Here is a 25,213-nt window from a genome sequence, read left to right on the forward strand (position 1 = left end):
CTCACGAGCCCGCGTCGTCCTGGAGCATGACCACCTGCGCCCGGGCGTCCTCCAGCGAGTCCGCCTGGATCGTCTGGACCACGCGTTCGCGCAGGTAGGCCGAGCGCAGGTCGTCCACACCCGTGCCCGAGTGCTCGATGGGCGACGACAGGTCGATCGGGCCGAGGCTCTGCGGCACGCCCCGGAAGATGGTGATCTGGCCGTCGTCGACGCCCACGTAGTACTGCGTGTTGAGCCACGCGACGGTCAGCCCGATGGCTCCCAGGACGAGGACGGCGCCCGCGATCCAGGCCACCAGGACGCGCCACCGCCGACGAGGCTCCGGCTCGTCGTCCTCCTCGTCGACCTCTCCCGGCTCCTCCGGCTTGGTCAGGCTGGCGGCACGCGCTGCCGGCCCGTCGTCGGCGGCCGTGGGGTCGTTGCGTGTCAGGGCTGCGGCGCCGACCACCGAGGCGTGCGTCGTCGGGCCCTCGCCGTCCGCGACGTCGTCGAGCTCGAGGACGTCGGCCAGCACCACGGTGATGTTGTCGCCGCCGCCGGCGCGCAGCGCCAGCTGGACCAGCCGGTCGGCGCAGGAGTCGACGTCGTCGATCGTCGCCATGGTCTCTTCGATGGTCTCCGCGCTGACGAACCCCGACAGGCCGTCCGAGCACAGCAGCCAGCGGTCGCCCGGGCGCGCCTCGCGCACCGACAGGTCGGGGGCGACGTCGGGATCGAAGTCGCCGAGCACCCGCATGACCACCGAACGCTGGGGGTGGACCTCGGCCTCCTCCCGTGTGATCCGGCCGATGTCCACCAGGTGCTGCACGAACGTGTGGTCCGTGGTGACCTGCGTGAGGACCTTGTCGCGCATCAGGTAGCCGCGCGAGTCGCCCAGGTGCACCATCGCGACTTGTTGCCTGCCCGCAGGATGGCCAGCACCGTCGTGCCCATGCCCGTCAGCTCCGGGTCGGCCTCGCTGCGGTGGATGATCTCCTCGCGCGCGTCGGCCAGCGCCGCCTCGAGCTGGTCGAGGGCGTCGTCGGACCCGTGGGACTCGCCGTCCAGCGGCGCGAACGCGGCGACCGCCACCGAGGACGCGACGTCGCCGCCCGCGTGCCCGCCCATCCCGTCGGCGACCATGAGCAGGTGCGGCCCGGCGTAGGCCGAGTCCTGGTTGTTGGAGCGCACGAGCCCGACATCGGACCGTGCCGCATACCTGAGTGCGACGGTCACCGGTTACCTCTGCAGCTCGAGCACGCTCTGTCCCACGCGGACCGGTGTACCGGTCGGCAGCGGGGTGGGGGCCTCGACGCGTTGGTCCGCCACGAATGTCCCGTTCGTCGATCCGAGGTCCTCGACGAACCACTGGCCACCCTGCGGATAGATCCGTGCGTGCCGCGACGACGAGTAGTCGTCGTCGAGGACGAGCGTGCAGCTGGGAGCGCGACCGAGCAGGACCGCCGACGACCCGAGCGGGATGATCGTGCCACGAAGGGGACCCTCGGTGACGACGAGGCGGCTGGGTCCGGCCGACCTGGTCTGTCGCGGTGGGGCTGGGGTCGGATGGGCGACGGCCGCCCCGGCGAGCTGCGGCGCCTTGTTCTTGCGCCGACGGTCCGTGATGCGCGTGCCGTACAGGTCGCGTCGCAGCACGGCGATCGAGGTGAGCACGAGAACCCAGAGCAGGGCCAGGTAACCCAGCCGTAGCAGGGTGATCGTCAGCTCACTCATGCGCCGACGTCACTCGTCCGGGTCCGGCTCGCCGCCTGTCCAGAACAGGATCCGGGTGCGCCCGATGGTCAGCGTGTTGCCGTCCAGCAGCGTCGCAGCCGGTACCTGGTGGCCCTCGACGAAGAGCCCGTTGGTGGAGCCCATGTCGCTCGCGATGACGCCGTCCGGCGTCACCTTGATCTCGAGGTGGCGCCGGGAGACGCCGGGGTCGTCGACGATGATGTCCGCCTCCGACCCGCGCCCGATGACCGTGACCGGCCCGGTGAGGATGTAGCGCTGACCGTCGATGTCCACCAGCGGGTGGCGTGCGCTCGGCGTCGCGGTCGCCGCGGCGGGTGCCACCGCTCCGCGCACCGTCGCGCTGATCACCCGGAAGCGGCCGGCCTCCAGTTCGGTGTCCTCGCTGAACCGCACCGTGACCGGCCCGACGAACGCGAACCGCTGACTGGCCGCGTAGTCCGTGACGTTCGCCGCGAACTCGTCGGCGAGCGCCTCGGCGCCCCACGACTCGACCTGGTCGTAGTCCGCGGTGGCGAGCTCCAGCGTGAACTCGTTCGGCACGACGGTGCGGTCGCGGCCGACGACGGCGGCCCGGTCGTCCACCTCGCGGCGCAGCGCGCTGGAGAGGTCGAGCGGCTTGAGCTCGCTCTTGAAGGCCTTGGCGAACGCGTTGTTGACCACCCGCTCCACGCCGTTCTCGAACCTGTCGAGGATGCCCACGCCCACCTCCTTCTCGACTCGTTGCCGCTGACCTGCGCACGGCTGTGCCGTGCTGGTCAGTCGATGGTATCCGGGCCGCGAGCGTCCGGACCCGGATGTCGGCGAGTCCCGCGCGGCGCCTGGGCGGTACACCCGATCGGGTGCAGCGGGCCGCCCGCGCCGAGGACGCCTGCACCACGCCCTCGGAGCGTGGCGCACCGTCCTCCACGGTCGTTCGTGCGCTCTCGGCGGTGTTCGGGAGGCCTGCGTCACCGTGCTAATGTTCTCCGGCGCGCGCGAGTGGCGGAACGGCAGACGCGCTGGCTTCAGGTGCCAGTGTCCGAAAGGGCGTGGGGGTTCAAATCCCCCCTCGCGCACAGTGGGGTCTCGGGACGACCAAGGCCCAGCAGTCCGGTCAACTCCCGGCAGGATCTGATCCTGCCGGGAGTTTCTGCGTCCGGAACCGGCTGAGCGGTCAGAGCGGGCGGGGCCGGTAAGCCTCCAGGAGGCGCTCGGTGAGGGCCTCGAACTGGGGGTCGATCGTCCGGCGGGCGGGGTCGGCATCGTGCCAGGCGACGATCTCGCGGGCGCCCTGCGCAAAGGGGATGCGGGGCGAGAACTGAGGGACCAACCGCCGGATCTTCGTGTTGTCGAAGATCATCGTGTGCGCCTTGTCGCCGATGATCCCTGCGCCGAGCTGCAGGGTCGGCGGCGGCGACCGCGTCGGACGCGACGTGTACGAGCCGCGGCTCGTCCACGCCGGCGGCCCGAGCCATCGCGAGGTAGATCTGGTCCCACGTCGGCGCCTCGTCACCGGTGATGTGGAACGCCTCGCCGATCGCCTCCTCGCGGCCCAGCAGCCCCACGATCCCGACGGCGACGTCCGCGCTGTGGGTGATGGTCCATCGTGAGGTTCCGTCGCCCGGGACGACGACCTCGAGGCCGCGGCGCATCCGGTCGATCACCGTCCAGCCGCCATCCATCGGGATGAGTGTGGCGTCGTAGGTGTGCGAAGGGCGCACGATCGTCATCGGCAGACCGGTGTCGCGGTACGCGCGGACGAGGAGGTCCTCGCAGGCGATCTTGTTCCGCGAGTACTCCCAGAACGGGTTGCGCAGCGGCGTCGACTCGACGACGGGGAGATGGGTCGGCGGCGTCTGGTAGGCAGACGCGGAGCTGATGAACACGTACTGACCGGTGCGGCCGGTGAACAGGTCGAGGTCCGTCTGCACGTGCTCGGGCGTGAACGCCATGAACTCCACGACCGCGTCGAACTCGAGGTCACCCACCGCGGAGCGCACGGACTCCGGGTCGCGCACGTCGGCGTGCAGCACGCGGGCACCGTCGGGCACCGGGCGTGTCGCGGACTGCCCGCGGTTGAGCAGGGTGAGCTCGACCCCCTCCGCGACCGCCCGCCGGGCCGCCTCGGTGCTGATGATGCCGGTCCCGCCGATGAAGAGTGCGCTCAGTGCCATGCGTCGCAGGATACGGAGCAGCCGACGCCCCCGCCGATCAGCGGGGTCCTCGGGGGTCGACGCCACCGCGCACGGAAGCCACGCGGCTCGACGGTCGCGTCACTCTGGTGTGCTGGTCGGATCCCGGCGGTGGGCGAGCCGTCGGTCGTCCTGAGCGCCACGTCTCCTGGCGGCACGGCGACGACGTCACGACCCGGGTCACGAGGGCTCGAACGTGTGCTCCCACAGCGTCGTGCCGTCCGCGTTCACGAACAGGAAGTGGATCTTCGGGTGCGCGATGCCGATCCGCTTCATCGACGGGAAGTCCTTCGAGTCGCAGATGGCCTGGAACTTCACCAGCTGCGTGTCGAGGTACGCCGGTGCGGCAGTCGCGGACGCCTCCTGCGCGAATATGAACTCGTACTCCATCGTGTCCGGCGGCAACGCGTGGACCTGGATGTCCGAGTACACACCGGGTGCCGCATTCATCGCCTCGGCCTTGTACGACTGGGCGTACCCCACGGCCCTCTCAAGAGCTGTGCTCGGGTCGCCCGCGCACCCACAGTCGTCGTCGGACTTCGTCAGCGCGACCGGGTTCGGGACCGCGACCGGGGTCATCCCCGGCATCGGTGGACCCGCAACGGGCGCCGGCTGCGGTGCGCACCCGCTCACCCACACCAGACCGGCCGTCAACGCGACCGCGAGCACAACACGCCTGACCCCCATGCCCGATCCATCGGCGCGCGCGCCCGCGAAGTTGAGCAGCGACCGTGTGGGCGACGCCCTCCGTGCACGGATCCCCGAAGGGACGGTGGCCCTCGTCATGTGCCTCCGTCGATCGGCACGCTTCGACGGGGCCTGGCTCAGTGCATCACCCAGGTCCACGAGCCGCGCTCGCCGAACGTCACCACGACGTCGCGCTCGGACCCTCCGGGGAGACGCGCGACGCAGCTGATGACGCTCCCGGCGGCGGTCGACGTCGACGACGGGCACTCGACGGTCACACCGGGAGCCGTCGACTCCAGGCCGGCGGTGATGTTCTGCTCCACGGCCGCGCTGTCGTAGCGCCGATGATCGGACCCGCTGCTGCCGAGGACGGCGGCAAGGACCACGAGGCCGAGGACCGTCCCGACGATGGACGTCCCGAGCCCCCACTGTGCCTTCGCGCGGCCGTCGGGCGGCAGTCCCCTGGCCTGGAGCGACCTGGCGTGCGCCAGGCCGAATGCAGAGAGGGCGATCCCGATGATGCCCATGACGCCCATGAGCGGCGCCAGGAAGACCGACAGGATCCCGAAGGTCAGACCGGCCGTGGCCGTGGTGTTCGGGGCGGCGGCGGGGGGCGACCCGAACGCCATCGGGTACCCGGCGTACGGCTGGGGACCAGCGACGGTCTCCACCGGGGTGCTGTGCCCGGTCCAGCCCGTCCCGTCGAACCAGCGCCGCCTCCTCGAGTCGTGCGGGTCCGGGTACCAGCCGGGCATGGCCATGCAGGCTCCTTCGTCGCGACGCCGCCGATGTGTGACGACCTCGGCATGTACGGGCGCCTTCTTGAGGAGCCAGTCCGATCTCGGGCTCGTGACCGGCGCGGCTCGCGGGTACCGTGCGAGGGCGGCTGCGCACACCGGCGTGCGCGCCCGGTGCGCGAGGAGCTGCTCGTGGTCGTCCAGAGTCCGTACCCCGACATCGACATCCCCGACGAGTCGGTCTTCGACTACGTGCTCGGGTCGCTCACCCCGGACGAGCTGGCGACGGTCGCGGTGCTCGACGGGGAGCGCATGGTCACCTACGGCGAGCTGGTCGGGCAGGTGCTGGGCGTGGCGGGCGCCCTCGCGGCCCGGGGCGTGATCCCGGGTGACGTCGTCGCGCTGCACGCGCCAAACTCCGCGGCGTTCGTCGCTCTGTTCCACGGCATCCTGCGGGCCGGCGCCACCGTCACCACGGTGAACTCCCTGTACACGGCCGACGACATCGCGCGGCAGCTGGCCGACTCGGGTGCGGTGTTCGTCGTGACCGCGTCGGTGCTCCGGGAGCCGATGCTCGCCGCGGCCCGGGCCGCGGGCATCGCCGACGGCAGGATCGTGGTGGCCGACGGCGCCGACGGGTTCACGTCGTTCGCGGACCTGCTCGCCGAGCGGCACAGTGCGCCGGACGTGCACCTCGACCCGGCGACGCACCTCGCGGTCCTGCCGTACTCCTCGGGGACGACCGGCAGGGCCAAGGGCGTGATGCTCACGCACCGCAACCTCGTCGCCAACGTCGCGCAGTCGCGGCGGCTGATCGTCCTGACGCCCGACGACGTCGTCGCCGCCGTCCTGCCGTTCTTCCACATCTACGGGATGACCGTGCTGCTCAACCTGTCGCTGCGCCAGCGCGCGCGGCTGGTGACGCTGCCGCGGTTCGACCTGGCGCAGTTCCTCGGCACGATCCAGAGCCGGCGCTGCACCTACCTCTTCATCGCGCCGCCGATCGCGCTGGCGCTCGCGCGGCACCCCATGGTCGCCGAGCACGACCTGTCGAGCGTGCACACGATCCTGTCGGGGGCGGCTCCCTTGGACGGCGCCCTGGCGGACGCCGTGCACGACCGGCTCGGCTGCCGGGTGGTGCAGGGCTACGGGATGACCGAGATGAGCCCCGTCTCGCACGCGGTCCCGGCCGACCGCGACGACCTGCCGCGCGGATCGATCGGCGTGCTCGTGCCCAACATGGTCGCCCGGTTGATCGACCCCGCCGACGGGCACGACATCGCGGTGCCGGCGGAGGGCATGAGCGAGCCGGGTGGCTCTGTGGTGCCAGGGCCCGAACGTGATGGTCGGGTACCTGGGCGACGAGGCCGCGACCGCGGCGACGCTCGACGACGAGGGCTTCCTGCACACCGGCGACATCGTGACCATCGATGCGTCCGGCGGCTTCTACGTGGTCGACCGGCTCAAGGAGACTGATTAAGTACCACGGCTACCAGGTCCCGCCGGCCGAGCTCGAGGCGCTGCTTCTCACCCATCCGGCCGTGCAGGATGCCGCCGTGATCGGCGTGGCCGACGCCGACGGGCAGGAGACGCCCAAGGCGTTCGTCGTGAAGGCCGGCGAGCTCGACCCGGACGACCTCATGGCGTGGGTGGCGCACAGGGTGGCGCCGCACAAGAAGATCCGGCAGGTGGCGTTCGTCGACGCCATCCCGAAGTCGTCGTCGGGAAAGATCCTCCGCAAGGACCTGCGCGCCTGATCGGTCAGTGGGAGTTCGCCGGGTCGCACCCGCTGCGAGGACCCCCTCCGTCCGACAAAACCGCAGGTGCTGACCCCTTTTCAGCGCCCCCCGCACCTCGGTACGGTCGGCCCACGCCGTTCGGGGCTCCCCGCGCCGGCAGCCGCGGCGGCGCGTGTCGTCCGCGGACGAGTCGCCGAGAGGGGCGAGGCGTGGCTGCACCGCAGAAGGTCGTCGTACGCCGACTGTCCGCAACGGTCGTTGCGGCGCTGACCGTGCTCCTTCTGGCGTCGTGCACCGGTGGTGACGGGCTGGACCGGCCGAGCCCGACGCGGACGCTGCCGAGCCCCACGTTCACGATCCCGGCCCGCCCGACGCCGACGCCGACCGTGCCGGCACTCCCGACCCCGACCCAGCTGCCGGCGCCGGTCCCCACCCAGGAGCCGGTGCCCACGCAGGCGCCCGAGCCGCAGCCGACCGAGGCGCCCGTGCCGGTGCCCACCGAGACGGCCGTCGTCCCTGCGCCGGAACCGACACCGACACCGACACCGACACCAACACCAACCCCTACACCGACCGCCACGCCGGCGCCCTCCCCGTCCGCGACCGCGGACGACACCACCGAGGCGGACCCGAGCGGCACGCCCGCGTGGGTCTGGTGGCTGCTCGGCCTGGTCGTCGTCGGCCTCGGCGTCGGGATCCCGCTGATCGTCCGCGCGCGCCGGCAGGAGCCGCCGACCGAGCCCTGATCGGTACGCTGATCGTCGCCAACCGACTCGTGAGAGGAACGTCATGGCCAACGTGGCCCTGCGGTGCACAGACCCGGCCTGCGCCGCGGAGGGGAAGGTCCAGACGACCCGGACCTGCGCGGTCTGCGGCAAGCCGACGTCCTGGTCCGTGCTGCGCGTCCCGCCGAAAGGGCAACCCGGGCCGATCGGTCCGATCTACACCACGCCCATGCCCCTGAAGCACAAGACCCGGCCGGTCGCCCGACCCGCGGGCGTCGGGACCCGCACGTGCACGAACCCGGAGTGCGCTCGGTACCGGCTGGCTCAGGACGACCCGTTCTGCGGCGCCTGCGGGAACCCGACGGTGGCCGCCAAGACGGTGTAGCGCGTTCGGACGGCGGGATCTCCGCGCCGTCGAGGAGGCGGGCGCGGCATCCCGAAACCTAGGAGTCGACCGACTCGGGTACCGTCCCGCCTGTGACCAAGAGCCGCTGGATCGTCCTGATCGCGATCCTTCTCGTCCTCCTCGTGGTCGGGCTCGCCCTGACCATCCCGAACGGCAACTACACCGCGGCGGGGCTGCTGATCGTGGCGTTCGTCGTCGGGCCGGCCGTCCTCGTCATGACGAGCCAGGGCATCGAGCGCGCCAACCGCAAGCGGGCGCGGGCGCTCACCGCGACGCACCCTGGCTGGTCGTTCGTCGCCTGCGTGACCGGCCCGACCCAGGAGCCGCTGCTCAAGGCGGCCGGCGAGCGGACCACCAACGGCGTCGCCGCGACGCTCGCCTACGGCCCGGGCGGCATCGAGATCTGGGCCGGCAAGACGTCGGGGACCAAGGTGTTCGCGTCCCCCTGGTCCGAGGTCACGGGTGTGACCTCGACCGACGACGTCCGGACGTGGCAGAAGCGGACCGTCACGGGCCTGCGGATCACGCTCGCCAAAGGCCCGGCCCAGGACGTCGCCGTGCTGGTCAAGGCGCCGCAGGTGCCCGCACTCGCGGAGAGTATCCGGACCGCCCGCCCGGTATGAGCGCCGCCCGCGGACCGCAGGTGCTGACGGTCGACGAGCTGATGCGGACGTTCCTCGCCGCCCCAGCACGTCACGGGCGGATCTGGCCGATCCCCGCCGACGCCCGCTCGAACGCTGAGCGCCCGGGGGCCCGGGGGCCCTCCAGCCCGGAGCACGCGACGGGTCGCGTGACGTTTGCCGAGCGATGCGGGGACAGCACGGCTAGGCGACGACACCCGGTCGACCTGCCCGTCACCGTCGGGCAAATGCATTAATTAATATCGAGCGGGAAATGGATGTCTGACGGCGGCGCCATTTCAACGCCGCGTGTTTCCGGGCCTCAGGATCGGACGCCCGGCGGGCGAGCTGTGACGCGATGGGCGTCGGCAGTGCTTGTGCTGACGTCGTCACTGCCACGAGAATCGCTGGTTGCGGCGGATGGCGAGCCGGCGCACGGCCGGCCATGGCGAGCCACGACGATCTGTCCTGTCCGCCAGCAAGGACCCATTTGTCGCATTCGCAGTCCCAATTGTCCAGATGCCTCTGACAAGAGTGACATTGGTCATAACTGGCGTGGCGTCTGAGGCTTGCACTGGATTAGAAATCCGCGCATGGTAGTGCCGCCTCCGACCGATCGGAGGGCTAGCAGCTTCGTGTCGGCCCCGCGTGGCCCAACGACCGCGTGGAGTGTCTGAATGTTCGTCTTCATCCTGCAGATCCGAGAGATGTTCTCCGGGCACTTTCAGATCTATCTCTTTGCTGTGTTCTCGTCGTTGGTGTGGGCGTTGTGGTTGCTCAAGGTGGTGCTGAGTCGTCGGTATCGTCCGGTCACCGAGCCGTACGAGGTCACGACGAGTGTGGTCGTGCCGGTGGTGGATGAGCCGTTGGACCTGTTCCGGGAGGTCTTGGAGCGGATCGTCGCGCAGCGTCCCGATGAGGTGATCGTGGTGATCAACGGTGCCGCGAATCCTGGGCTCGAGCGGGTGTCCGATGATTTCGCGCCCCTGGTCCGCTGGGTGCACACCCCGATCCCGGGCAAGCGCAACGCGGTGATGATCGGCACCGGGATGTCCGTGGGTGAGGTCACGGTGCTCGTCGACTCGGACACGATCTGGACCGAGGGGACGCTGCCCGAGCTGGTCAAGCCGTTCGCGAACCCGGCGGTCGGTGGCGTGACCACCAGGCAGCGGATCTTGGATCCGACTCGGTCGTGGATCACCCGGTGGGCCGACTGGCTGGAGAACACCCGGGCGTTGTACTCGATGCCCGCGCAGTCCTCCCTGGGGCAGATCGGATGCCTGCCGGGGCGCACGATCGCGTTCCGGCGACGGATCCTCATGCAGGTGATGGACGCGTTCATGACGGAGAAGTTCCTCGGGGTGTTCCTGGAGGTCTCCGACGACCGGACGCTGACCAACCTCACCCTCAAGGCCGGGTACAAGACGGTCTACCAGTACTCGAGCCTGGTCTACACCGACGCCCCGCTGCAGGTGAAGAAGCTGGCAAAGCAGCAGCTGCGCTGGGCGCGGGGAAGCCAGTACAACACCCTGCGGATGCTGCCGTGGATGGCCGGGCACGCCCCGGTGCTGGGCATCTTCTTCGCCACCGACATCTTGCTGCCGTTCCTGCTCCTCGGCACGATCCTGGGCTGGATCTACCGGTCGGTCACGAACACCGGCACGAACCTGTACGAGGCCGCGCTGTCCACGTACACGGGCCTGACGGGGTGGTTCTGGGTGGTCGCGCTGATGATCGTCTCGTCGGTGCTGTCGATGACGATCCGGCAGATCCGCCACCTGCAGGAGAAGCCCTCGGACTTCTGGCGACTGCCCGTGTTCATCATCGTGTCCACGTTCTTCCTCATGCCGATCCGGATCTTCGGGTTCCTGCGCATGGCCCACGTCGCCGGCTGGGGCACCCGGTCGGGCGCCTACGTCGGCGGTCCCGAGAACGACGACCTGATGGCCGAGCTCGAAGCCACCGAGCACCTGGCGCCCATCGACCTCGTCGACCGGGTGCCGGCCGACGGTCACGCCGTCCAGACGAAGGTCCAGCGGCGCCGCGCGACCGAACGCACCGCGAAGCCGGCTCCGGCACGGCGCCGCCTGAACCCGCTGGCCGCCGTGCCCTACGGCATCGCGCTCGCCCTACTTGCCCTGGAGGCGCTCGCTTATGTCTAGGAACATCCTCAACACCACGCCCCGCGCCCGTCTCGCGGCCGTTGTGGTCACCCTCGCCCTGCTGGCGGTCTCCGCCGTCGTCTGGCTGTCCCCGTCCACGGCTGACGCGAGCGCGCAAGGCGCCCCGAGCGCGCAGGAGGTGGCTCTCAGGCAGGAGAACGCCGACCTCACGGCAGCGCTGGCCGGCCAGACCGAGAAGCTCGACAACCTCACCCGGTCGCAGGCCAAGGCGGACGCCGAGCGTGCCGCGGGCGTGGTCACCGGCGAGCAGAAGGCGGCAGCCGAGCGCGCGCTGGCGGCGGCGAGCGGCGAGCAGAAGTCGGCCGCGCAGCGCGCTGCTGCGGACGCCAAGGCCCGACAGAAGGCCGAGCAGGAGCGGGCGGCGGCGGCCGCTCGTGGCAAGGCGAAGGGGGACGCCGAGCGGAAGGCGGCCGCAGCCGTCGGCGAGGCAGCGGCAACCAAGGCACGCGCCACCGCCGCCGAGCAGGCGTTGGCGAAGCGCCAGGCTGCTGCGGCGGCTGCGGCCGCCGCCGCGACGGCGACGAAGCCCGCTGCTGCACCCCCGGCCGCGCCGAAGGCGCCGCCGTTGTCCGAGCTGCTCGCGCCCAGCACCCGGCAGTTCGGGCTGTACACGCCGCAGTCACCGTTCAACTGGGCTGAGTTCGACAGCGTGGCCGCGACGGTGGGCGTGAAGCCCACGATCGCCGGATACTTCCAGGGCTGGGACGGTCCGTTCCGCGCCGACGCCGTCACGCGCGCCTGGCAGCACGGCACGCTCCCGCTGCTCACCTGGGAGTCCCAACCGCTCAAGGCCTCGAACAACACGACGACCAACCCGGACTATTCGCTGCCCAGGATCATCGGTGGCACCTACGACGACTACCTGCACCAGTACGCGAGGGACATCGTCAGCCTCGGCCTGCCGCTCGCGATCCGGCTCGATCACGAGATGAACGGCGACTGGTACCCGTGGGGCGAGCGCACCTATGCCGGCTCCTCGCTCAACGGCAACGGCGCGGGCGACTACGTGAAGATGTGGCGCCACGTGCACGACATCTTCCAGGCCGAGGGAGCCAACCAGTACGTCGTCTGGGTGTGGGCGCCGAACATCATCAACAGGTTGTCGAGCTGGGCCAGGAACACGAACGCCTACATGAAGAGCCTCTACCCCGGTGACGAGTACGTGGACTGGGTAGGCCTGTCCGGCTACTACCGGCCGCCGTACGCAGCGTCGCAGGTTCCGACCTTCTCCTACACCTTCGACAAGCTCGCTGAAGCAGCTCCTCCGTTCGATCACGTCGAAACCGATCCTGCTCGCCGAGATCGGGGCCTCGGAGGTGGGTGGTCAGAAGGCAGCCTGGGTGACCGACCTGTTCGCCGGGCTCGCCCGGCCCGAGAACGCGGACATCATCGGGTTCGCCTGGTTCCACAACACGGTCACCACGAGCACCGGCACACCCGTGACCAATGACTGGCGCATCACGTCGACCGGCGCCGCGACGCAAGCATTCGTCGACGGCATCCACAACCCGGCGGCGGGATACGTTGCCGCGCCGACCCCCACAACCCCCACCCAGGAGCCGTGATGACGACGACCCGTGGCGAGATCGCCGCAAGCGACACGTCCGTCCGCAGCCCGTTCGACCCCGATGCTCCGATGCCGCGGGTCGCGGTCCTGGGTACCGGGTACCTCGGTGCGACGCACGCGGTCGCGATGGCCCAGCTCGGCATGGAGGTCGTGGGTGTAGACACGGACCCGCACAAGGTGGAGATGCTCTCGGCCGGCAAGGTCCCGTTCTACGAGCCCGGTCTGCCCGAGCTGCTCACCGAGATGTTGGCGACCGGCCGGCTGCGGTTCACCACGGATGTGGCCGAGGCGGTCGGCTGGGCGGACGTGCACTTCGTGTGCGTGGGGACCCCGCAGTCCAAGACGAGCCACGCCGCCGACCTGCGCTACGTCGAGGCCGCGACGGCGGCGATCGCGAAGCACCTGACCCACGACGGCCTGATCGTGGGCAAGTCGACGGTCCCGGTGGGCACGGGTGCGCAGCTGCGTGCTCTGGTCGCCGCGCAGGTGCCGGACGGGGTGCGCGCGGGGCTGGTGTGGAACCCGGAGTTCTTGCGTGAGGGCAAGGCGGTCCAGGACACGCTGCACCCGGACCGCATCGTGCTGGGCGGCACGACGGGCCCGTCGGAGGCGTTGCTGCGACGCGTGTACGCGGCCCCGATCGCCGAGGGTTCACCGGTGGTGGTCTGCGACCTGCCGACCGCGGAGCTGGTCAAGGTCAGCGCGAACGCGTTCTTGGCGACGAAGATCTCGTTCATCAACGCGATCGCGTCGGTGTGCGAGGCCGCGGGTGCGGACGTCACGGTGCTGGCCGACGCGTTGGGGCACGACGTGCGCATCGGGCGCCAGTTCTTGGACGCGGGGCTGGGGTTCGGGGAGGCTGCCTGCCCAAGGACATCCGGGCGCTCATGTTCCGGGCCAACGAGCTCGGCGCCGGGCGGGCGTCCGCGTTGTTGCAGCAGGTCGACGAGATCAACATGGGTCAGCGTGAACGGGTCGTCGACCTGGCGATCGCGGCGTGCGGGGGGTCGGTGCTGAACCGGCGGGTCGGGGTGCTCGGGGCCGCGTTCAAGCCGCACACCGACGATGTGCGCGACTCGCCCGCGTTGAACGTCGCGGCCGCCCTGCACCTGCGCGGCGCCCAGGTCACCGTCTACGACCCGGAGGCCGGTGACACGGCACGCTCCTCGTTCCCGACCCTGGCGTACGCCACCAGCGTCGAGGAGGCCGTCGAGGGCGCCGACGTCGTCCTGGTCCTGACCGAGTGGGACGAGTTCCTGCGCGCCGACCCCACCCACCTGGCCGCCCTGACCGCCAACGCCCACGTCATCGACGCCCGCGGCAAGCTCGACGCCGCAGCGTGGCGCCAGGCCGGCTGGACGTTCACCGGTCTCGGCCGCGCGGCGGTCGTCGCCTAGGCAGGGCATCGACGACCCCCGAGGAACCTGCCCGGGGGTCGTCGTCCTGGTTCGATGCGGCCCGCATGCCGCACGTACGGGTGCGCGGGTACCTAGTTCTCGAAGAAGCAGAACGGGTGGCCCGCCGGGTCGAGCAGGACGCGGACGTGGTCCTGCGGCTGGAACTCGGCGAGCCGCGCCCCGGCACCCAGGGCGTGCTCGGTCGCCGCGCCCAGGTCGTCGACGCGGATGTCCAGATGCAGCTGCATCTGGTTCTGGTCGGTCGTCGCGGGCCAGACGGGCGCCCGGTAGAGCGGGTCCGAGCTGAACGACAGGCCGCTGCCTCCGCCGGGCGGGCGCGCTGGGCCCAGCCGCCGTCGTCGGCGATCACGGGCCAGCCGAGGAGCCGGTGGTAGAAGTCTGCGAGCGCATGGGCGTCCTGCGACTCCAGGACGGTCGCCGAGAGCGAGAACCGGCGACCCGCGTGGTCGTTCCAAGGTGCGGACGGTGGAGTGCTCATCGGTCCAGCCTTCTCGCGGTGCCGCCGGTTCGCCAGCGGAGAAAACGCTTGGCAGGTGTGCGAACCGGACGTACGTTCAAGGCACATGGGAGAGGAGGTGGTCCAGAACATGATTTCTTCTTGGACGCGTGAGGTGACTGCCGGCTAGTCGCCCGGCAGGTTTTTCGGACGGATTGCATCCGCCCGCAGGCCACCCGGCCGGCGAGCGAATCCAAGGCAGTCACCGCAGCCCGTGGGAGCCGCGACCTCGTCCTTCGCGGCCGGACCTCCGTCTCGGAGGTTCAGCCCACGGGCTGTTGCCTGCCCGTGGCAGGGTGGGGGTGTGGCCCTCAAGAATCCCGCTCAGATCGACGCCATGCGTCCCGCCGGCCGGTTCGTCGCCGGTGTCCTGTCCTCCCTGCGGGATGTGACCCGTGAGGGCATGACCCTCAAGCAGCTGGACACCCACGCGCACCAGATGATCGACGCCGCGGGAGCGCGCTCCGTCTACCTGGGCTACCACCCGTCCTTCGGCGCGATGCCGTACCCCGGCGTCCTGTGCACCTCCGTCAACGACGCGGCGCTGCACGGCCTGCCGTCCGACCATGTCCTCGTCGACGGGGACGTGCTGTCCATCGACTTCGCCGCCGAGGTGCAGGGGTGGGTGGCGGACTCGGCGCTGACGTTCCAGATCGGCACGGAGGACCCCGCGGTGACCGCGCTGATCGACACGACGGACCGCGCGCTCGCGGCCGGCATCGCCGCGGCGCGCAACGGTGCGCGGATGGGGGACATCTCTGCCGCGATCGGCGCGATCGGACGCGCCGGCGGGTACGGGATCAACGCGGACTTCGGCGGGCACGGCGTGGGTCGCACCATGCACGAGGACCCGCACGTGGCCAACCTTGGCCGCCCAGGGACGGGGCTCAAGCTCAAGAACGGCCTGGTGATCGCCATCGAGCCGTGGTTCATGGCCGGTGGCGACGACTACACCATCGACCCGGACGGCTGGACCATCCGCACGGCCGACGGCTCGGTGGCAGCCCACGCCGAGCACACGATCGCCATCACCCCGGACGGCCCCCTGGTCCTCACCGCCCGCGACTGACCGTTTGCGGTGCGGGGATAGATTTGATCGGTCCGGCGTACTCCGTCGCCACCGGCCGAAAGAGGCTCTGATGTCCGCGCTCGTCGAAACCGCACCCCTGATCGGTCACGTCGTCGGGGGGCAGGTGACGACGCCCGACGGGTCCCGGACGCAAGACGTCCGCAACCCGGCGACGGGCGAGGTGACGGGTCGCGTGCTGCTCGCCGACCAGGCCGAGGTCGATGCGGTCGTCGCTGGGGCCCTCGAGGCCGCGGCGAGCTGGGCCCAGGAGCCGATCGGGAAGCGGGCGGGCGTGCTGTTCGCGTTCCGTGAGCAGCTGGTCGCCCACACCGACGAGCTCGCCGCGACGATCACCGCCGAGCACGGCAAGGTCATCGCCGACTCCCTCGGCGAGGTCGGCCGCGGGCTCGAGGTCGTCGAGTACGCCTGCGGCATCCCGCAGCTGCTCAAGGGTGAGTACACGGACCAGGCTGCCACCGGGGTCGACGTCTTCTCGTTCCGCGAGCCGCTGGGCGTCGTCGCCGGCATCACGCCGTTCAACTTCCCCGCGATGGTCCCGCTGTGGATGGCGCCGATGGCGATCGCCACCGGCAACGCGTTCGTGCTCAAGCCCTCGGAGCGCGACCCCTCGTCGTCGCTCCTGCTCGCCCGCCTGTGGAAGGACGCCGGGCTCCCCGACGGGGTCTTCTCCGTGCTGCAGGGCGATCGCGTGGCCGTCGACGGGCTGCTCACGCACCCCGACGTCTCGGCGGTGTCGTTCGTGGGGTCCACCCCGATCGCGCAGCACGTCTATGCGACAGCAACGGCTCACAGGAAGCGCGTGCAGGCGCTCGGCGGCGCGAAGAACCACGCGGTGGTGCTGGCCGACGCCGACCTCGACCTCGCCGCGACGCACCTGACCGGCGCCGCGTTCGGCGCGGCCGGGGAGCGGTGCATGGCCATCTCGGTGGCCCTGGTGGTGGACGAGGTGGCCGACGCGCTGCTCGAGCGGCTCAAGGCGGCCGCACAGAAGGTGCGGGTGGCGCCCGGCAACGACCCGGACAGCGACATGGGCCCCGTCATCACCAAGGCTGCGCAGCTGCGGATCGAGGAGATCGTCACCGACGCGGTCTCGTCGGGTGCCCGCGCGCTCGTCGACGGTCGCGGGCACACGGTCGACGGGTTCGAGGGCGGGTTCTTCGTCGGACCCACGGTGCTCGACCGGGTCACCGCCGACATGCGGGCGTACGCCGAGGAGATCTTCGGGCCGGTTCTCGTCGTGATGCGCGTGGCCGACCTGTCCGAGGCGATCGCCCTGGTCAACGCCAACCCCTACGGCAACGGCACCGCGCTGTTCACCTCGTCCGGCGACGCCGCCCGCACGTTCCAGCGCGCCGTGCACGTCGGCATGATCGGCATCAACGTGCCTATCCCCGTGCCCGTCGGTTGGCACTCGTTCGGTGGCTGGAAGGACTCGCTGTTCGGCGAGAGCCACATCTACGGCCCCGAGGCGGTCCGGTTCTACACGCGTAACAAGGTGGTCACCAGCCGGTGGCCCAGCAGCCCGGCCACGGCCCGCTTCCACTTCGGTCGGACGACTTCCCACGAGTGGGGTCGAGAACACCACGAGCCGCGCGAGCGGCTCGGTGGCGCTGCTCATGGTGTTCTCGACCGGCCGGCCGTCTGCTAGAGCGAACGCTGGTAGGTGCGCATGGCGCGCACCGACCACCACGCGACCACGGCCGCCAGCAGGGCCAGCCACAGGGCGCGGGTTCCGACGAGGGTCCAGTCCACGTCCGTCGACATCGCGGTACGGGCGATCTCGACCGCCCACGTCAGCGGGTTGTAGTCCGCCACGGTCTGCACCCAGGACGGCAGCAGCGACGCCGGCATGAGGGCGGTCGACAGGAACGTCGCCGGCAGGACGATCATGGTCGAGATGCCGATGAGTGCCGTCTGGTCACGGGCGAGCAGGGCGACCGCCGCGGACAGCGAGCAGAACGCGGCCGCCAGCAGCAGCGACGCGCCGAGCGCCACGAGCATGCCGAGGATGCCGCCGGCGTAGGACGCGCCGGCCAGCGCCCCGATCCCGATCACGCAGAGCCCCTGCACGAAGCAGATGCCGAGCTTGCTGGACCAGCTTGTCCGGCCACCAGCGACGAGCGGTGCACGGGCGAGGTGAGCATGCGGTCCATGACGCCGCTGGTGATGTCGTCGATGAAGCCGGTGCCCGCCCAGGCGCCCGAGTACAGGACGGTCATCATGAGGATGCCCGGGACCAGGAACGTCATGTAGTCGTCGGCACCGAAGCCTGGCACCGTGGCGACGGACGAGAACACGTTGCCGAACAGCAGCAGCCAGACCACCGGCTGCATGATCGCGACGCCGAGCCCCCAGGGCTGCCGGATGCCATCGATGGTCCAGCGGCGGGTGACCTGGGAGGTCTGTCCCGCCCAGGATGCGGACAGAGTGCTCATCGGACGAGCTCCCCTGCTCTCGGACGACGTCCACGACCGGCCCGCGTGGGCCAGGTAGACGTCGTCGAGGGTGGGCCGGGAGACGCCGACGGCGCCGTGCCGGATGCCCGCGGCCTGCAGGGCGGAGATGACGGCACCCACGGCGGCGGGTCCGTCGGACGTGCGCGCGACGAGGCGGCCGGTGGGCCCCTCGACGTGCACGGAGACGTCGCGCAGCAGGCGGACCGTCGACGCGGTCGACGCCACGAGCTCGGCGTCCGGCTCGACCAGCTCGACCGACAGGGTGTCCCCTTCGAGCGTCGCCTTGAGCGACTCCGGCGACCCCGCGGCCACCACCCGACCGCGGTCGACGATGGTCAGGCCGTCGGCGAGCCGGTCGGCCTCCTCGAGGTAGTGCGTGGTGAGCACGACGGTCAGCTCGTCCTCGCCGGCGAGGCGTCGGATCTCGGCCCACATCGCCGAGCGGGCCTCGGGGTCCAGACCGGTGGTCGGCTCGTCGAGGAACAGCACCGACGGGGTCCCGACGAGACCCAGGGCCACGTCGAGCTTGCGGCGCGTGCCGCCGGACAGCTTGCCGGCGCCGCGGTCGGCCGCCTCCGCGAGCCCGAACCGGTCCACCAGCGCGGTGGCCCGGTCGGCGGACGCGGACCGCGACAGACCCCGGAGCCGGGCGGCCATCGCGAGGTTCTCGCGCGGCGTCAGGAGCGGGTCGGCGCCGGTCCCCTGGGACACGTAGCCGATCGCGCGCCGGACGGCGGCGGCCTCACCCACCACGTCGTGGCCGGCCACGCGAGCCGTGCCCGACGTCGCCTTCGCGAGCGTGGTGAGCACCTTGGTGGTGGTGGACTTGCCGGCGCCGTTCGGGCCCAGCAGCCCGTGCACGGTGCCGGCGGGGATGGTGAGCGTCAGGCCGTCGAGGGCCCGCACGTCCGGTCGGCCGCGGCCGCCGGGGTAGGTCTTGACCAGGTCGGTCGCGTCGACCGCGTAGTAATCAAGGGTGGGCATGGCACTGCCTCCGGTCGGGCCGTCTGACGACGGCGGGATGGTCGACCGAGGAGCCACCTATGCTGATGCGTGCAGCGGATCGCACAGGTGCCCTCGCGGGTCTCGGTCGGTTCGTGGTGGTCGGCCCGGGTGTTCCAGCACCTGGGCCGACCTTTTTCGCGCGGTTGCGCGAAGCTTCTAGGGCGGCGGCTGTGCGTAGGACGCCAAGGCCTCCGCCAGCTCGTCCGGGGTGAGGCGCCCGCCCGCCATGGCGCGCTCGTGCAGCTCGCGCCACAACGGCACGCCCTCGAACGAGCCGTCGGCGATGCTCGTCGCCAGTCCCACCACGAACTCGACCTCGGCGTTCAGCACGGCGATCTCGTAGGCGCTCTCGAGCGTGAAGATGGCCGGCAGGCCCATCGCGGCGGACTCGTCCATCCCGGCCCGCAGACCGGCCAGGGTGCGTTCGAGGGTCGCCTGACGCAGTCGCAGCAACCGGACCACGTCGTCGGGACCCAGCAGCGGGAGGAACGACAGCGCGGCCTCGAACTGCGGGAACTCCTTGGTGGGTGTGCGGACCAGGTCGGTGAGCCAGTCGATGGCCTCGGTGGCGCCCGCGTCGATAAGCCGGTAGACGGTGCGCGTGGGCCGGTTGCCGTCGCGCTCCGTGGACGCCGCCTCGATCAGACCGTGCTTCACCAGCGAGTCGACGACCGAGTACAGCGAGCCGAAGTTGAGCTTCACCGACTCGTCCTTGCGCCGCTCCCGCAGCGTCATCGACATCTCGTACGGGTGCATGGGCCGCTCCCACAGGAGCGCGAGGACGGCGAGCGCCAGCGGGTTGCTCCGCGACCGTGCGGCCATGCGTTTCACCTCCCGACGCGTATCGCTCGAACTCGAATGCTCGACTCAGAGTATATCGCGTCTGTGTCGCGTCTCAACCCCCAGAACTCGGGATCTCGATGTGATCGGACCCGAGCGACCAGCGTGCGACGATCGAGCGTGCCCCAGCCCTACGCCGTGATGGTCGTCTGCACGGGAAACATCTGCCGCTCACCCATGGCCGAGGTGGTGCTGCGAGACCGGTTCGCGGCGGCCGGCCTCGGCGTCGTCGTCGACTCCGCGGGGATCAGCGACGAGGAGCACGGCCGCCCGATCGACCCTCGCGCCCGCGCCGTGCTGCTCGAGCACGGGTACGAGCCCGCCGACGACCACCGCGCACGCCGGGTTCGAGCCTCCGACCTGCGAGAACGCGACCTGGTCCTGGCGATGACGTCGGCGCACGCGCGGGCGCTGCGCGGGCTCGGGGACGGCGACGTCCGCATGTACCGCTCGTTCGACCCCGGTGCGCCGGTCGGTCGGGCCGAGCACGCCTTGGACGTCGACGACCCCTGGTACGGCGGACCGGCCGACTTCGAGGCGTGCCTCGCGCAGGTCGAGGCGGCCGCCGACGGGATCGTCGCCTTCGTGCGCGGGGTGCTCTAGAGCCACTTGTTGCGACGGAACGCGGTCCACAGCCCCACGCAGACCACGACGATCACGCCGAGCACGACGGAGAACCCGTGCGGGGCGTGCATCCAGGGGATCGCGTCGAAGTTCATGCCGTAGATCCCGGCGATGGCCGTCGGCACGATCGCGATGGCTGCCCACGACGAGATCTTGCGCATGTCGGAGTTCTGCTGGATGCCCACCCGGTTCTGCTCCATGCTCACCTGCGCCAGGTCGGCCTGCATGACGTTGGTCAGCAGGGTGTCGGCGGCCTCGACGAGCTCAGCGGCGTGCAGCGCGTGGTCCTGGACGTCGCGGAAGTACGGCCGCGCGTACGCCGGGATGTTCGGCACGGTCTCGTCGGCGAGCCGGGTCAGGGGGCCGACGAGGGGCACGACGGCCCGGCGGAACTGCTGCACCTCGCGCTTGAGCTTGTAGATGCGCTCGGCGTGGTCGCTGCCTGGGTCGTCGCCGAACACCTGGTCCTCGATCTCGTCGAGATCGACCTCGATCGCGGCTGTGACGTCGAGGTACTGGTCGACGGCCTTGTCCAGGATGCCGTGCAGCACCGCGGCGGGACCGTGCTGGAGCATCTCGGGGTCGCCCTCGAGCGCCTCACGGACCTGCGCGGGGATGGTCGTGACCCCGTGCCGCACCACGATGACGAAGCGTGCGCCGACGAAGATCGCGAAGCTCGCTGACCTCCACCACCTCGACGTGGTCGACGTAGAACACCGGCTTGACCACGGCGAACGTCAGGTCTCCGTACCGGTCCAGCTTGGGGCGCTGGTGGGACGCGACGGCGTCCTCGATGGCCAGCTCGGGCAGCTCGAAGGCGACCGTGAGGGCGTCGAACTCCTCCTGCGTCGGGTCGTGCAGCCCGATCCAGACGAAGCCGTCCTCCTTCTCCGCCTCGCGCATCGCGACCTGCAGGTCGTCGAGGCGGTGCAGGCGTCGGCCCCCGGCGTACAGCGCGCAGTCCACGATCACGGGTCTGAGGCTAGGGGTCCCCGCGCGCGTCGCAGGGACCCGCGCCAGACTGGATCGTCACTGTCGACACCCCGGGGAGGCTGACGTGCACTTCGAGATCTGGAAGGACAAGGCCGGTGAGTTCCGGTTCCGGATCGTCGCGACGAACGGCAACGTCCTGGCGAGCAGCGAGGGCTATGCGGCGAAGGCGTCGGCCAAGGGGGCGATCGACCGCATCAAGTCGGATGCGGTGGGGGCCGACGTCGTCGACAACAGCTGAGGGCTCCGTCGGCTCCGTCGTCGCGTGCGCCACGATGAGCCCATGAAGGTTGCCGCTCGGGCGCACGTGCCGCCGTTCGCCGTCATGGAGATCCTCGCCGCCGCGAACGCCCGCAGGGCTGCCGGTGAGAACATCCTCAACCTGTGCGCGGGCGAGCCGTCGACGGGTGCGTCGGACGTGGTCCGGCAGCGCGCCATCGATCTGCTGACCGCGGGCGACCTCGGCTACACGGAGGCCCTGGGCGCGCCTGGGCTGAGGGCGGCGATCGCCCAGCACTACCGCGACTGGTACGACGTCGACGTCGACCCCGGCCGGATCGCCGTGACCACCGGGTCGTCCGGCGGGTTCGTGCTCGCGTTCCTGGCGGCCTTCGACGTGGGCGACCGCGTGGCCCTCGGTGTGCCCGGCTACCCGGCGTACGCGAACATCCTGGCGGCGCTCGGGTGCGAGGTGGTGAGCCTGCCGTGCGGGCCGTCGACCCGGTACCAGCCCACGGTGGCGCAGCTGGAGGCACTGACCGAGCCTCTCGACGGTCTCGTCGTCGCGTCGCCGGCCAACCCGACCGGCACGATGATCGACCCGGCCGAGCTCGCCGCGCTCGCCGACTGGTGCGGCGCGCACGGCGTCCGGCTGGTCAGCGACGAGATCTACCACGGCATCACCTACGACGACTCGACACCCCCGACGGCCGCGTCCTACCTCGACCGGGGCGCGGTCGTCGTCAACTCGTTCTCCAAGTACTGGGCGATGACCGGCTGGCGGCTCGGCTGGCTCGTGCTCCCCGACGACCTGGTGACGGCGGTCGACGCGCTCGCCGGCAACGTCGCCCTCTGCCCGCCGGCGCTGGCCCAGCACGCCGGCGTCGCCGCGTTCAGCCCGGCCGGCTACGCCGCGGCGCGGTCGAACGTGTCCCGGTACGCCGAGTCGCGGTCGTTGCTGCTGGAGCGGCTGCCGGCGTTGGGCTGGACGCGCGTCGCCCCTGCCGACGGCGCCTTCTACCTCTACGCCGACGTCTCCGGCAGCGGTCTGGACTCGGTCACCTGGTGCGCCCGGCTTCTCGACGAGGCCGGCGTGGCGCTCACCCCCGGCACCGACTTCGACCCCGTGGACGGGCACCGCTGGGTGCGGCTGTCGTTCGCGTCGTCGGTCGACGTGGTGCGCGACGCGGTCGATCGCATCGTCGCCTGGCAGGCGACGCTTAGCCTCGAGCTTATCCGGTCGAGCTCGGCCTGGTCGCCGGCCGCACGGGCGACGGCCTCGAGATTCGTCCAGGCCAGCTCGTTGCCGGGTCGATCTCCGTGGCGCGCCGGAGGTGACGCAGGCCGGTGTCCAGGTCGCCGTCCTGGGCGGCGAGAGTGCCGGACGCGACCAGCAGGTCGACGTCCATCGGGTCCTGGCTCAGCAGGGCATCGAGCAGGGCTCGGCCCTCGGCATACCGCCCGAGGGCGCCCAGTGCGATGGCCCGGTGGCGGGCGGCCTCGAGCGAGTCGGGGGTGCTGGCCAGTGCGCGGGCCGACCAGTCGAGCGTCCGCTCGGCCGAGGCCTCGTCGCCGGCCGCCGCGCCTGCACCGAACGTCTGCGTCGCGAGCAGCGAGAGGTCCGGGTCCCATGGGCGCAGCGCGTGTGCCTGCCGGAACGCCTGGTCGGCGGCGTCGGTGCGACCGGCCGCGGCCAGCGTGACGGCCTGCTCGGTGCGGACGTCCCCCACGCAGGCGACCGCGAGGACGAGGAACCAGACGGCCGCGCCCACCGCCACCGTACGTGCAACCCAACGGCGCCCGACGGGGGTCGTTGCGACCAGTTCGCCCGCGAGCAGGCACAGCAGCGGGGTCGTCGCGGCGTGCGTGAAGCCCGCGGAGAGCGTGACCAACCCCGCGACCAGGGCCGCGCCCGCACCGAGCAGCAGCCGGCGACGTTCGTCGTCGGCCGCCCGGAAGGACCGGACGCCCAGCACGGCGGTGAGCACGACCAGCGCGATCATGAGGGCCAGGAGGACGAACCCGCCCGCGCTGAGCACCTGCAGGACGGCGTCGTGCGGGGAGTCCGGCGGGTTGGCGTCGCCGACCTGCAGGTGCCAACGGTGGGAGGCGCCGGGCCACCAGGCGTCGACGAACCCGCTCGGCCCGACGCCGGTCAGCGGGCGGCCGGTCAGCAGGTGCAGGCTGTCCCGCCACAGGATCGTGCGGCCGCCGACCGTCGCCGCGGCCAGCTCGTCGACCCCGCTGAGCCGATCGCGCGTGGTGGGCAGCGCTACCGCGAGCACGGTCAGGCCGACGCCGGCCAGCGCGGGTACCAGCCACGCGCGCCGGTCGGCGACCACCACGAGCACGACCGCCGCCACGGCGCCGAGCAGTGCGGCGCGCGACCCCGAGGTCGCCGTGAGCACGGCGCCCGCTACCAGTCCGGCGACCGGGAGCGGCCTGCGGGTGCGGACGACCGCGGGCAGCAGGACCGCGACGACCGTGGCGCCGAACGCGCCCTGCTGGCTCGCGTTCCCCAGGACAGAACCCGGGCGCGTCGCGTCGCCGCCGAGGGGTCGCAGCCCCACGGGCTCGAGGGTCGCGAAGACGGCGGCGACGATCCCCGCCACCGACAGCCCGCCACGCAACGCGTCGATGCGCGCCGTCGTCGTGCCCGGTCCGAGCAGCCGAGCGCCGGCCCAGAGCGCTCCGGCGTAGACCGGCAGCGCCACCAATCCTTCGTAGCGGGGCCACCGGCCGACGAGCTGAGCGAGCGGCGCTGCACCGGCGAGCGCCGACACGACGAGCCACCCGCCGGATGCCGCGAGCAGCCAGGCGACGGGACGCGGTAGACCACCGCGGCCGTCAGCGCGCGCCGCGCAGCCGATCGCGAGCGCGACGACCGCCAGCTTGGCCAGCACGAATCGCGACAGCCCATCCGGGACCAGCGCGAGGGGAGCGACCGCGGCGAGGACGCAGGCGACGCGGCCGAGGATGTCGCGCGCGGGCACGGCCGCAGTGAACCACACGTCACCCGAACGGGGGCCTCGCGCGACTCGGCTTTCCGCCATGCTTGCCCTGGTTTGACACAGAGCCAGCCTGACCGTCGTCGTGGCCGGCTCCTATCAGGGGGAGCTCGCATGCACGTCGCCCGACCACGATCGGCCGCACTCGTCGCGGCGCTCGCCGCTTTCATCGTCCTGCTCGGCATCGGCGTCTCGCCCGCGTCCGCCGACAGCGGCACGGGCGGGTCGTTGTCCGGGACTGTCACGAGTGCGGGCGGCGTGCCTGTCGCGGGCGTGGCCGTCTACGTCGACGGCGCAGGTGTGCCGGGCGTGCACGTCCAGACCGTCAGCGGTCCGGACGGGACGTGGGCCCTGGCAGACGTGCCCGCAGGGGCTACGGCATCCGCTTCCTGCCGACTGACGAGTCGGACCTGGTGCCCCAGTTCTACCCGGGCGTGGAGCAGTGGAACGACTCGACGACCGTCACCCTGGCCGCCGCGCAGGCCCTGACCGGTCTCG

Annotated in this window: 25 protein-coding genes, 1 tRNA gene and 3 pseudogenes; 15 read left to right on the forward strand and 14 right to left on the reverse strand. The window is 71.4% G+C overall.

What is annotated here, in order from left to right; genetic code table 11:
• Nucleotide 1: 1 nt before the first annotated feature.
• From AC38ZX_RS00220 to AC38ZX_RS00235, 4 genes are read right to left on the reverse strand one after another with little or no spacing between them, the layout of a single operon-like run.
• Nucleotides 2–886, reverse strand: coding sequence for a PP2C family protein-serine/threonine phosphatase (locus AC38ZX_RS00220; RefSeq protein ID WP_491295897.1), 885 nt, complete (start codon nt 884–886; stop codon nt 2–4).
• Nucleotides 853–1,215 carry a PP2C family protein-serine/threonine phosphatase gene (locus tag AC38ZX_RS00225; RefSeq protein WP_491295898.1) on the reverse strand — a complete coding sequence of 121 codons (363 nt, stop codon included), beginning with the start codon at nt 1,213–1,215 and terminating at the stop codon, nt 853–855. Before AC38ZX_RS00225 ends, AC38ZX_RS00220 begins: the two co-directional genes overlap by 34 nt.
• Nucleotides 1,216–1,218: 3 nt before the next feature.
• Entirely contained in the window at nt 1,219–1,713 is a 495-nt protein-coding gene (locus AC38ZX_RS00230; protein WP_426593898.1) for an FHA domain-containing protein FhaB/FipA, read from the reverse strand.
• Between the two features lie 9 nt (nt 1,714–1,722).
• On the reverse strand, nt 1,723–2,433 hold the full coding sequence (locus tag AC38ZX_RS00235; protein ID WP_491295899.1) for an FHA domain-containing protein: 711 nt from the start codon (nt 2,431–2,433) through the stop codon (nt 1,723–1,725).
• A gap of 273 nt (nt 2,434–2,706) precedes the next feature.
• Between AC38ZX_RS00235 and AC38ZX_RS00240 the strand changes: the two genes are divergently transcribed.
• Nucleotides 2,707–2,789: transfer RNA gene (locus AC38ZX_RS00240), tRNA-Leu, on the forward strand.
• A 98-nt stretch (nt 2,790–2,887) separates the two neighbouring features.
• Here the strand turns inward: AC38ZX_RS00240 and AC38ZX_RS00245 are convergent.
• The 3 genes and pseudogenes from AC38ZX_RS00245 to AC38ZX_RS00255 all read right to left on the reverse strand — a co-directional run bounded on the left by AC38ZX_RS00245 (nt 2,888) and on the right by AC38ZX_RS00255 (nt 5,353).
• Nucleotides 2,888–3,887, reverse strand: a pseudogene (locus AC38ZX_RS00245) (NAD-dependent epimerase/dehydratase family protein).
• 198 nt (nt 3,888–4,085) lie between these two features.
• Nucleotides 4,086–4,691, reverse strand: a complete 606-nt coding sequence (locus AC38ZX_RS00250) for a hypothetical protein (RefSeq protein WP_491295900.1) — start codon at nt 4,689–4,691, stop codon at nt 4,086–4,088.
• Nucleotides 4,692–4,729: 38 nt separating this feature from the next.
• A complete protein-coding gene (locus AC38ZX_RS00255) occupies nt 4,730–5,353 on the reverse strand; it encodes a DUF2510 domain-containing protein (protein WP_426593902.1) in 624 nt (207 codons plus the stop codon).
• 168 nt (nt 5,354–5,521) lie between these two features.
• Here AC38ZX_RS00255 and AC38ZX_RS00260 point away from each other — a divergent pair, with 168 nt between their 5' ends.
• From AC38ZX_RS00260 to AC38ZX_RS00295, 8 genes and pseudogenes are all read left to right on the forward strand, one after another.
• A complete protein-coding gene (locus AC38ZX_RS00260; RefSeq protein WP_491295902.1) occupies nt 5,522–6,805 on the forward strand; it encodes an AMP-binding protein in 1,284 nt (427 codons plus the stop codon).
• Complete coding sequence (locus tag AC38ZX_RS00265; protein ID WP_491295904.1) at nt 6,760–7,086, forward strand: AMP-binding enzyme; 327 nt, start codon at nt 6,760–6,762, stop codon at nt 7,084–7,086. Before AC38ZX_RS00260 ends, AC38ZX_RS00265 begins: the two co-directional genes overlap by 46 nt.
• A gap of 191 nt (nt 7,087–7,277) precedes the next feature.
• Nucleotides 7,278–7,814 carry a hypothetical protein gene (locus AC38ZX_RS00270; protein WP_491295905.1) on the forward strand — a complete coding sequence of 179 codons (537 nt, stop codon included), beginning with the start codon at nt 7,278–7,280 and terminating at the stop codon, nt 7,812–7,814.
• 43 nt (nt 7,815–7,857) lie between these two features.
• Nucleotides 7,858–8,178, forward strand: coding sequence for a hypothetical protein (locus AC38ZX_RS00275; protein WP_426593905.1), 321 nt, complete (start codon nt 7,858–7,860; stop codon nt 8,176–8,178).
• A gap of 92 nt (nt 8,179–8,270) precedes the next feature.
• Complete coding sequence (locus tag AC38ZX_RS00280; protein WP_491295906.1) at nt 8,271–8,822, forward strand: hypothetical protein; 552 nt, start codon at nt 8,271–8,273, stop codon at nt 8,820–8,822.
• A gap of 674 nt (nt 8,823–9,496) precedes the next feature.
• Entirely contained in the window at nt 9,497–10,981 is a 1,485-nt protein-coding gene (locus tag AC38ZX_RS00285) for a glycosyltransferase (RefSeq protein ID WP_491295907.1), read from the forward strand.
• Nucleotides 10,974–12,452 (forward strand): glycoside hydrolase family 26 protein, encoded by a 1,479-nt coding sequence (locus tag AC38ZX_RS00290; protein WP_491295908.1) that lies wholly within the window; start codon nt 10,974–10,976, stop codon nt 12,450–12,452. Before AC38ZX_RS00285 ends, AC38ZX_RS00290 begins: the two co-directional genes overlap by 8 nt.
• A 186-nt stretch (nt 12,453–12,638) precedes the next feature.
• A pseudogene (locus tag AC38ZX_RS00295) lies at nt 12,639–13,966 on the forward strand (UDP-glucose dehydrogenase family protein).
• Nucleotides 13,967–14,058: 92 nt separating this feature from the next.
• Here AC38ZX_RS00295 and AC38ZX_RS00300 read toward each other — a convergent pair.
• Entirely contained in the window at nt 14,059–14,442 is a 384-nt protein-coding gene (locus AC38ZX_RS00300; RefSeq protein WP_491295909.1) for a VOC family protein, read from the reverse strand.
• 345 nt (nt 14,443–14,787) lie between these two features.
• On the opposite strand from AC38ZX_RS00300, the gene map reads away from it, so the two are divergent.
• Entirely contained in the window at nt 14,788–15,552 is a 765-nt protein-coding gene (gene map, locus AC38ZX_RS00305) for a type I methionyl aminopeptidase (RefSeq protein ID WP_426593910.1), read from the forward strand.
• Nucleotides 15,553–15,622: 70 nt separating this feature from the next.
• Entirely contained in the window at nt 15,623–17,221 is a 1,599-nt protein-coding gene (locus AC38ZX_RS00310) for a CoA-acylating methylmalonate-semialdehyde dehydrogenase (protein WP_491295910.1), read from the forward strand.
• Here AC38ZX_RS00310 and AC38ZX_RS00315 read toward each other — a convergent pair.
• From AC38ZX_RS00315 to AC38ZX_RS00325, 3 genes are all read right to left on the reverse strand, one after another.
• Nucleotides 17,218–17,628, reverse strand: a complete 411-nt coding sequence (locus AC38ZX_RS00315; protein ID WP_491295911.1) for an ABC transporter permease — start codon at nt 17,626–17,628, stop codon at nt 17,218–17,220. The genes AC38ZX_RS00310 and AC38ZX_RS00315 overlap by 4 nt on opposite strands.
• The gene (locus AC38ZX_RS00320; RefSeq protein ID WP_491295912.1) at nt 17,625–19,013 is read right to left on the reverse strand and encodes an ATP-binding cassette domain-containing protein; all 1,389 of its coding nucleotides are present in this window, start codon (nt 19,011–19,013) and stop codon (nt 17,625–17,627) included. Before AC38ZX_RS00320 ends, AC38ZX_RS00315 begins: the two co-directional genes overlap by 4 nt.
• Nucleotides 19,014–19,190: 177 nt before the next feature.
• On the reverse strand, nt 19,191–19,856 hold the full coding sequence (locus tag AC38ZX_RS00325) for a PadR family transcriptional regulator (RefSeq protein ID WP_491295913.1): 666 nt from the start codon (nt 19,854–19,856) through the stop codon (nt 19,191–19,193).
• Nucleotides 19,857–19,994: 138 nt separating this feature from the next.
• Between AC38ZX_RS00325 and AC38ZX_RS00330 the strand changes: the two genes are divergently transcribed.
• Entirely contained in the window at nt 19,995–20,477 is a 483-nt protein-coding gene (locus AC38ZX_RS00330) for a low molecular weight protein-tyrosine-phosphatase (protein ID WP_426593915.1), read from the forward strand.
• Here AC38ZX_RS00330 and AC38ZX_RS00335 read toward each other — a convergent pair.
• Both AC38ZX_RS00335 and AC38ZX_RS00340 read right to left on the reverse strand, forming a co-directional pair.
• Nucleotides 20,474–21,139 carry a CorA family divalent cation transporter gene (locus AC38ZX_RS00335; RefSeq protein WP_491295914.1) on the reverse strand — a complete coding sequence of 222 codons (666 nt, stop codon included), beginning with the start codon at nt 21,137–21,139 and terminating at the stop codon, nt 20,474–20,476. The two genes, AC38ZX_RS00330 and AC38ZX_RS00335, sit on opposite strands and share 4 nt — an antisense overlap.
• Entirely contained in the window at nt 21,096–21,470 is a 375-nt protein-coding gene (locus AC38ZX_RS00340) for a CorA family divalent cation transporter (protein WP_491295915.1), read from the reverse strand. The genes AC38ZX_RS00335 and AC38ZX_RS00340 overlap by 44 nt, the downstream gene beginning before the upstream one ends.
• 85 nt (nt 21,471–21,555) lie before the next feature.
• Between AC38ZX_RS00340 and AC38ZX_RS00345 the strand changes: the two genes are divergently transcribed.
• Both AC38ZX_RS00345 and AC38ZX_RS00350 read left to right on the forward strand, forming a co-directional pair.
• Nucleotides 21,556–21,729, forward strand: coding sequence for a YegP family protein (locus AC38ZX_RS00345; RefSeq protein WP_426593917.1), 174 nt, complete (start codon nt 21,556–21,558; stop codon nt 21,727–21,729).
• A gap of 42 nt (nt 21,730–21,771) precedes the next feature.
• Nucleotides 21,772–22,929, forward strand: a pseudogene (locus AC38ZX_RS00350) (pyridoxal phosphate-dependent aminotransferase); the annotation flags it as partial.
• A 10-nt stretch (nt 22,930–22,939) separates the two neighbouring features.
• On the opposite strand, the gene AC38ZX_RS00355 reads toward AC38ZX_RS00350, so the two are convergent.
• Nucleotides 22,940–24,700, reverse strand: a complete 1,761-nt coding sequence (locus AC38ZX_RS00355) for an O-antigen ligase family protein (protein ID WP_491295917.1) — start codon at nt 24,698–24,700, stop codon at nt 22,940–22,942.
• Between the two features lie 129 nt (nt 24,701–24,829).
• Between AC38ZX_RS00355 and AC38ZX_RS00360 the strand changes: the two genes are divergently transcribed.
• On the forward strand, nt 24,830–25,204 hold the full coding sequence (locus AC38ZX_RS00360) for a carboxypeptidase-like regulatory domain-containing protein (RefSeq protein ID WP_491295919.1): 375 nt from the start codon (nt 24,830–24,832) through the stop codon (nt 25,202–25,204).
• The last annotated feature ends 9 nt before the right edge of the window (nt 25,205–25,213 follow it).

Source organism: Cellulomonas sp. McL0606, assembly GCF_058248365.1.

Coding starts and splice junctions, on each gene's coding strand:
- AC38ZX_RS00325 (WP_491295913.1), bottom strand. CDS start 19,856: ATGGCCGCACGGTCGCGGAGCAACCCGCTGGCGCTCGCCGTCCTCGCG.
- AC38ZX_RS00310 (WP_491295910.1), top strand. CDS start 15,623: ATGTCCGCGCTCGTCGAAACCGCACCCCTGATCGGTCACGTCGTCGGG.
- AC38ZX_RS00285 (WP_491295907.1), top strand. CDS start 9,497: ATGTTCGTCTTCATCCTGCAGATCCGAGAGATGTTCTCCGGGCACTTT.
- AC38ZX_RS00230 (WP_426593898.1), bottom strand. CDS start 1,713: ATGAGTGAGCTGACGATCACCCTGCTACGGCTGGGTTACCTGGCCCTG.
- AC38ZX_RS00255 (WP_426593902.1), bottom strand. CDS start 5,353: ATGGCCATGCCCGGCTGGTACCCGGACCCGCACGACTCGAGGAGGCGG.
- AC38ZX_RS00290 (WP_491295908.1), top strand. CDS start 10,974: ATGTCTAGGAACATCCTCAACACCACGCCCCGCGCCCGTCTCGCGGCC.
- AC38ZX_RS00360 (WP_491295919.1), top strand. CDS start 24,830: ATGCACGTCGCCCGACCACGATCGGCCGCACTCGTCGCGGCGCTCGCC.
- AC38ZX_RS00320 (WP_491295912.1), bottom strand. CDS start 19,013: ATGCCCACCCTTGATTACTACGCGGTCGACGCGACCGACCTGGTCAAG.
- AC38ZX_RS00220 (WP_491295897.1), bottom strand. CDS start 886: ATGGTGCACCTGGGCGACTCGCGCGGCTACCTGATGCGCGACAAGGTC.
- AC38ZX_RS00275 (WP_426593905.1), top strand. CDS start 7,858: ATGGCCAACGTGGCCCTGCGGTGCACAGACCCGGCCTGCGCCGCGGAG.
- AC38ZX_RS00250 (WP_491295900.1), bottom strand. CDS start 4,691: ATGACGAGGGCCACCGTCCCTTCGGGGATCCGTGCACGGAGGGCGTCG.
- AC38ZX_RS00265 (WP_491295904.1), top strand. CDS start 6,760: ATGCGTCCGGCGGCTTCTACGTGGTCGACCGGCTCAAGGAGACTGATT.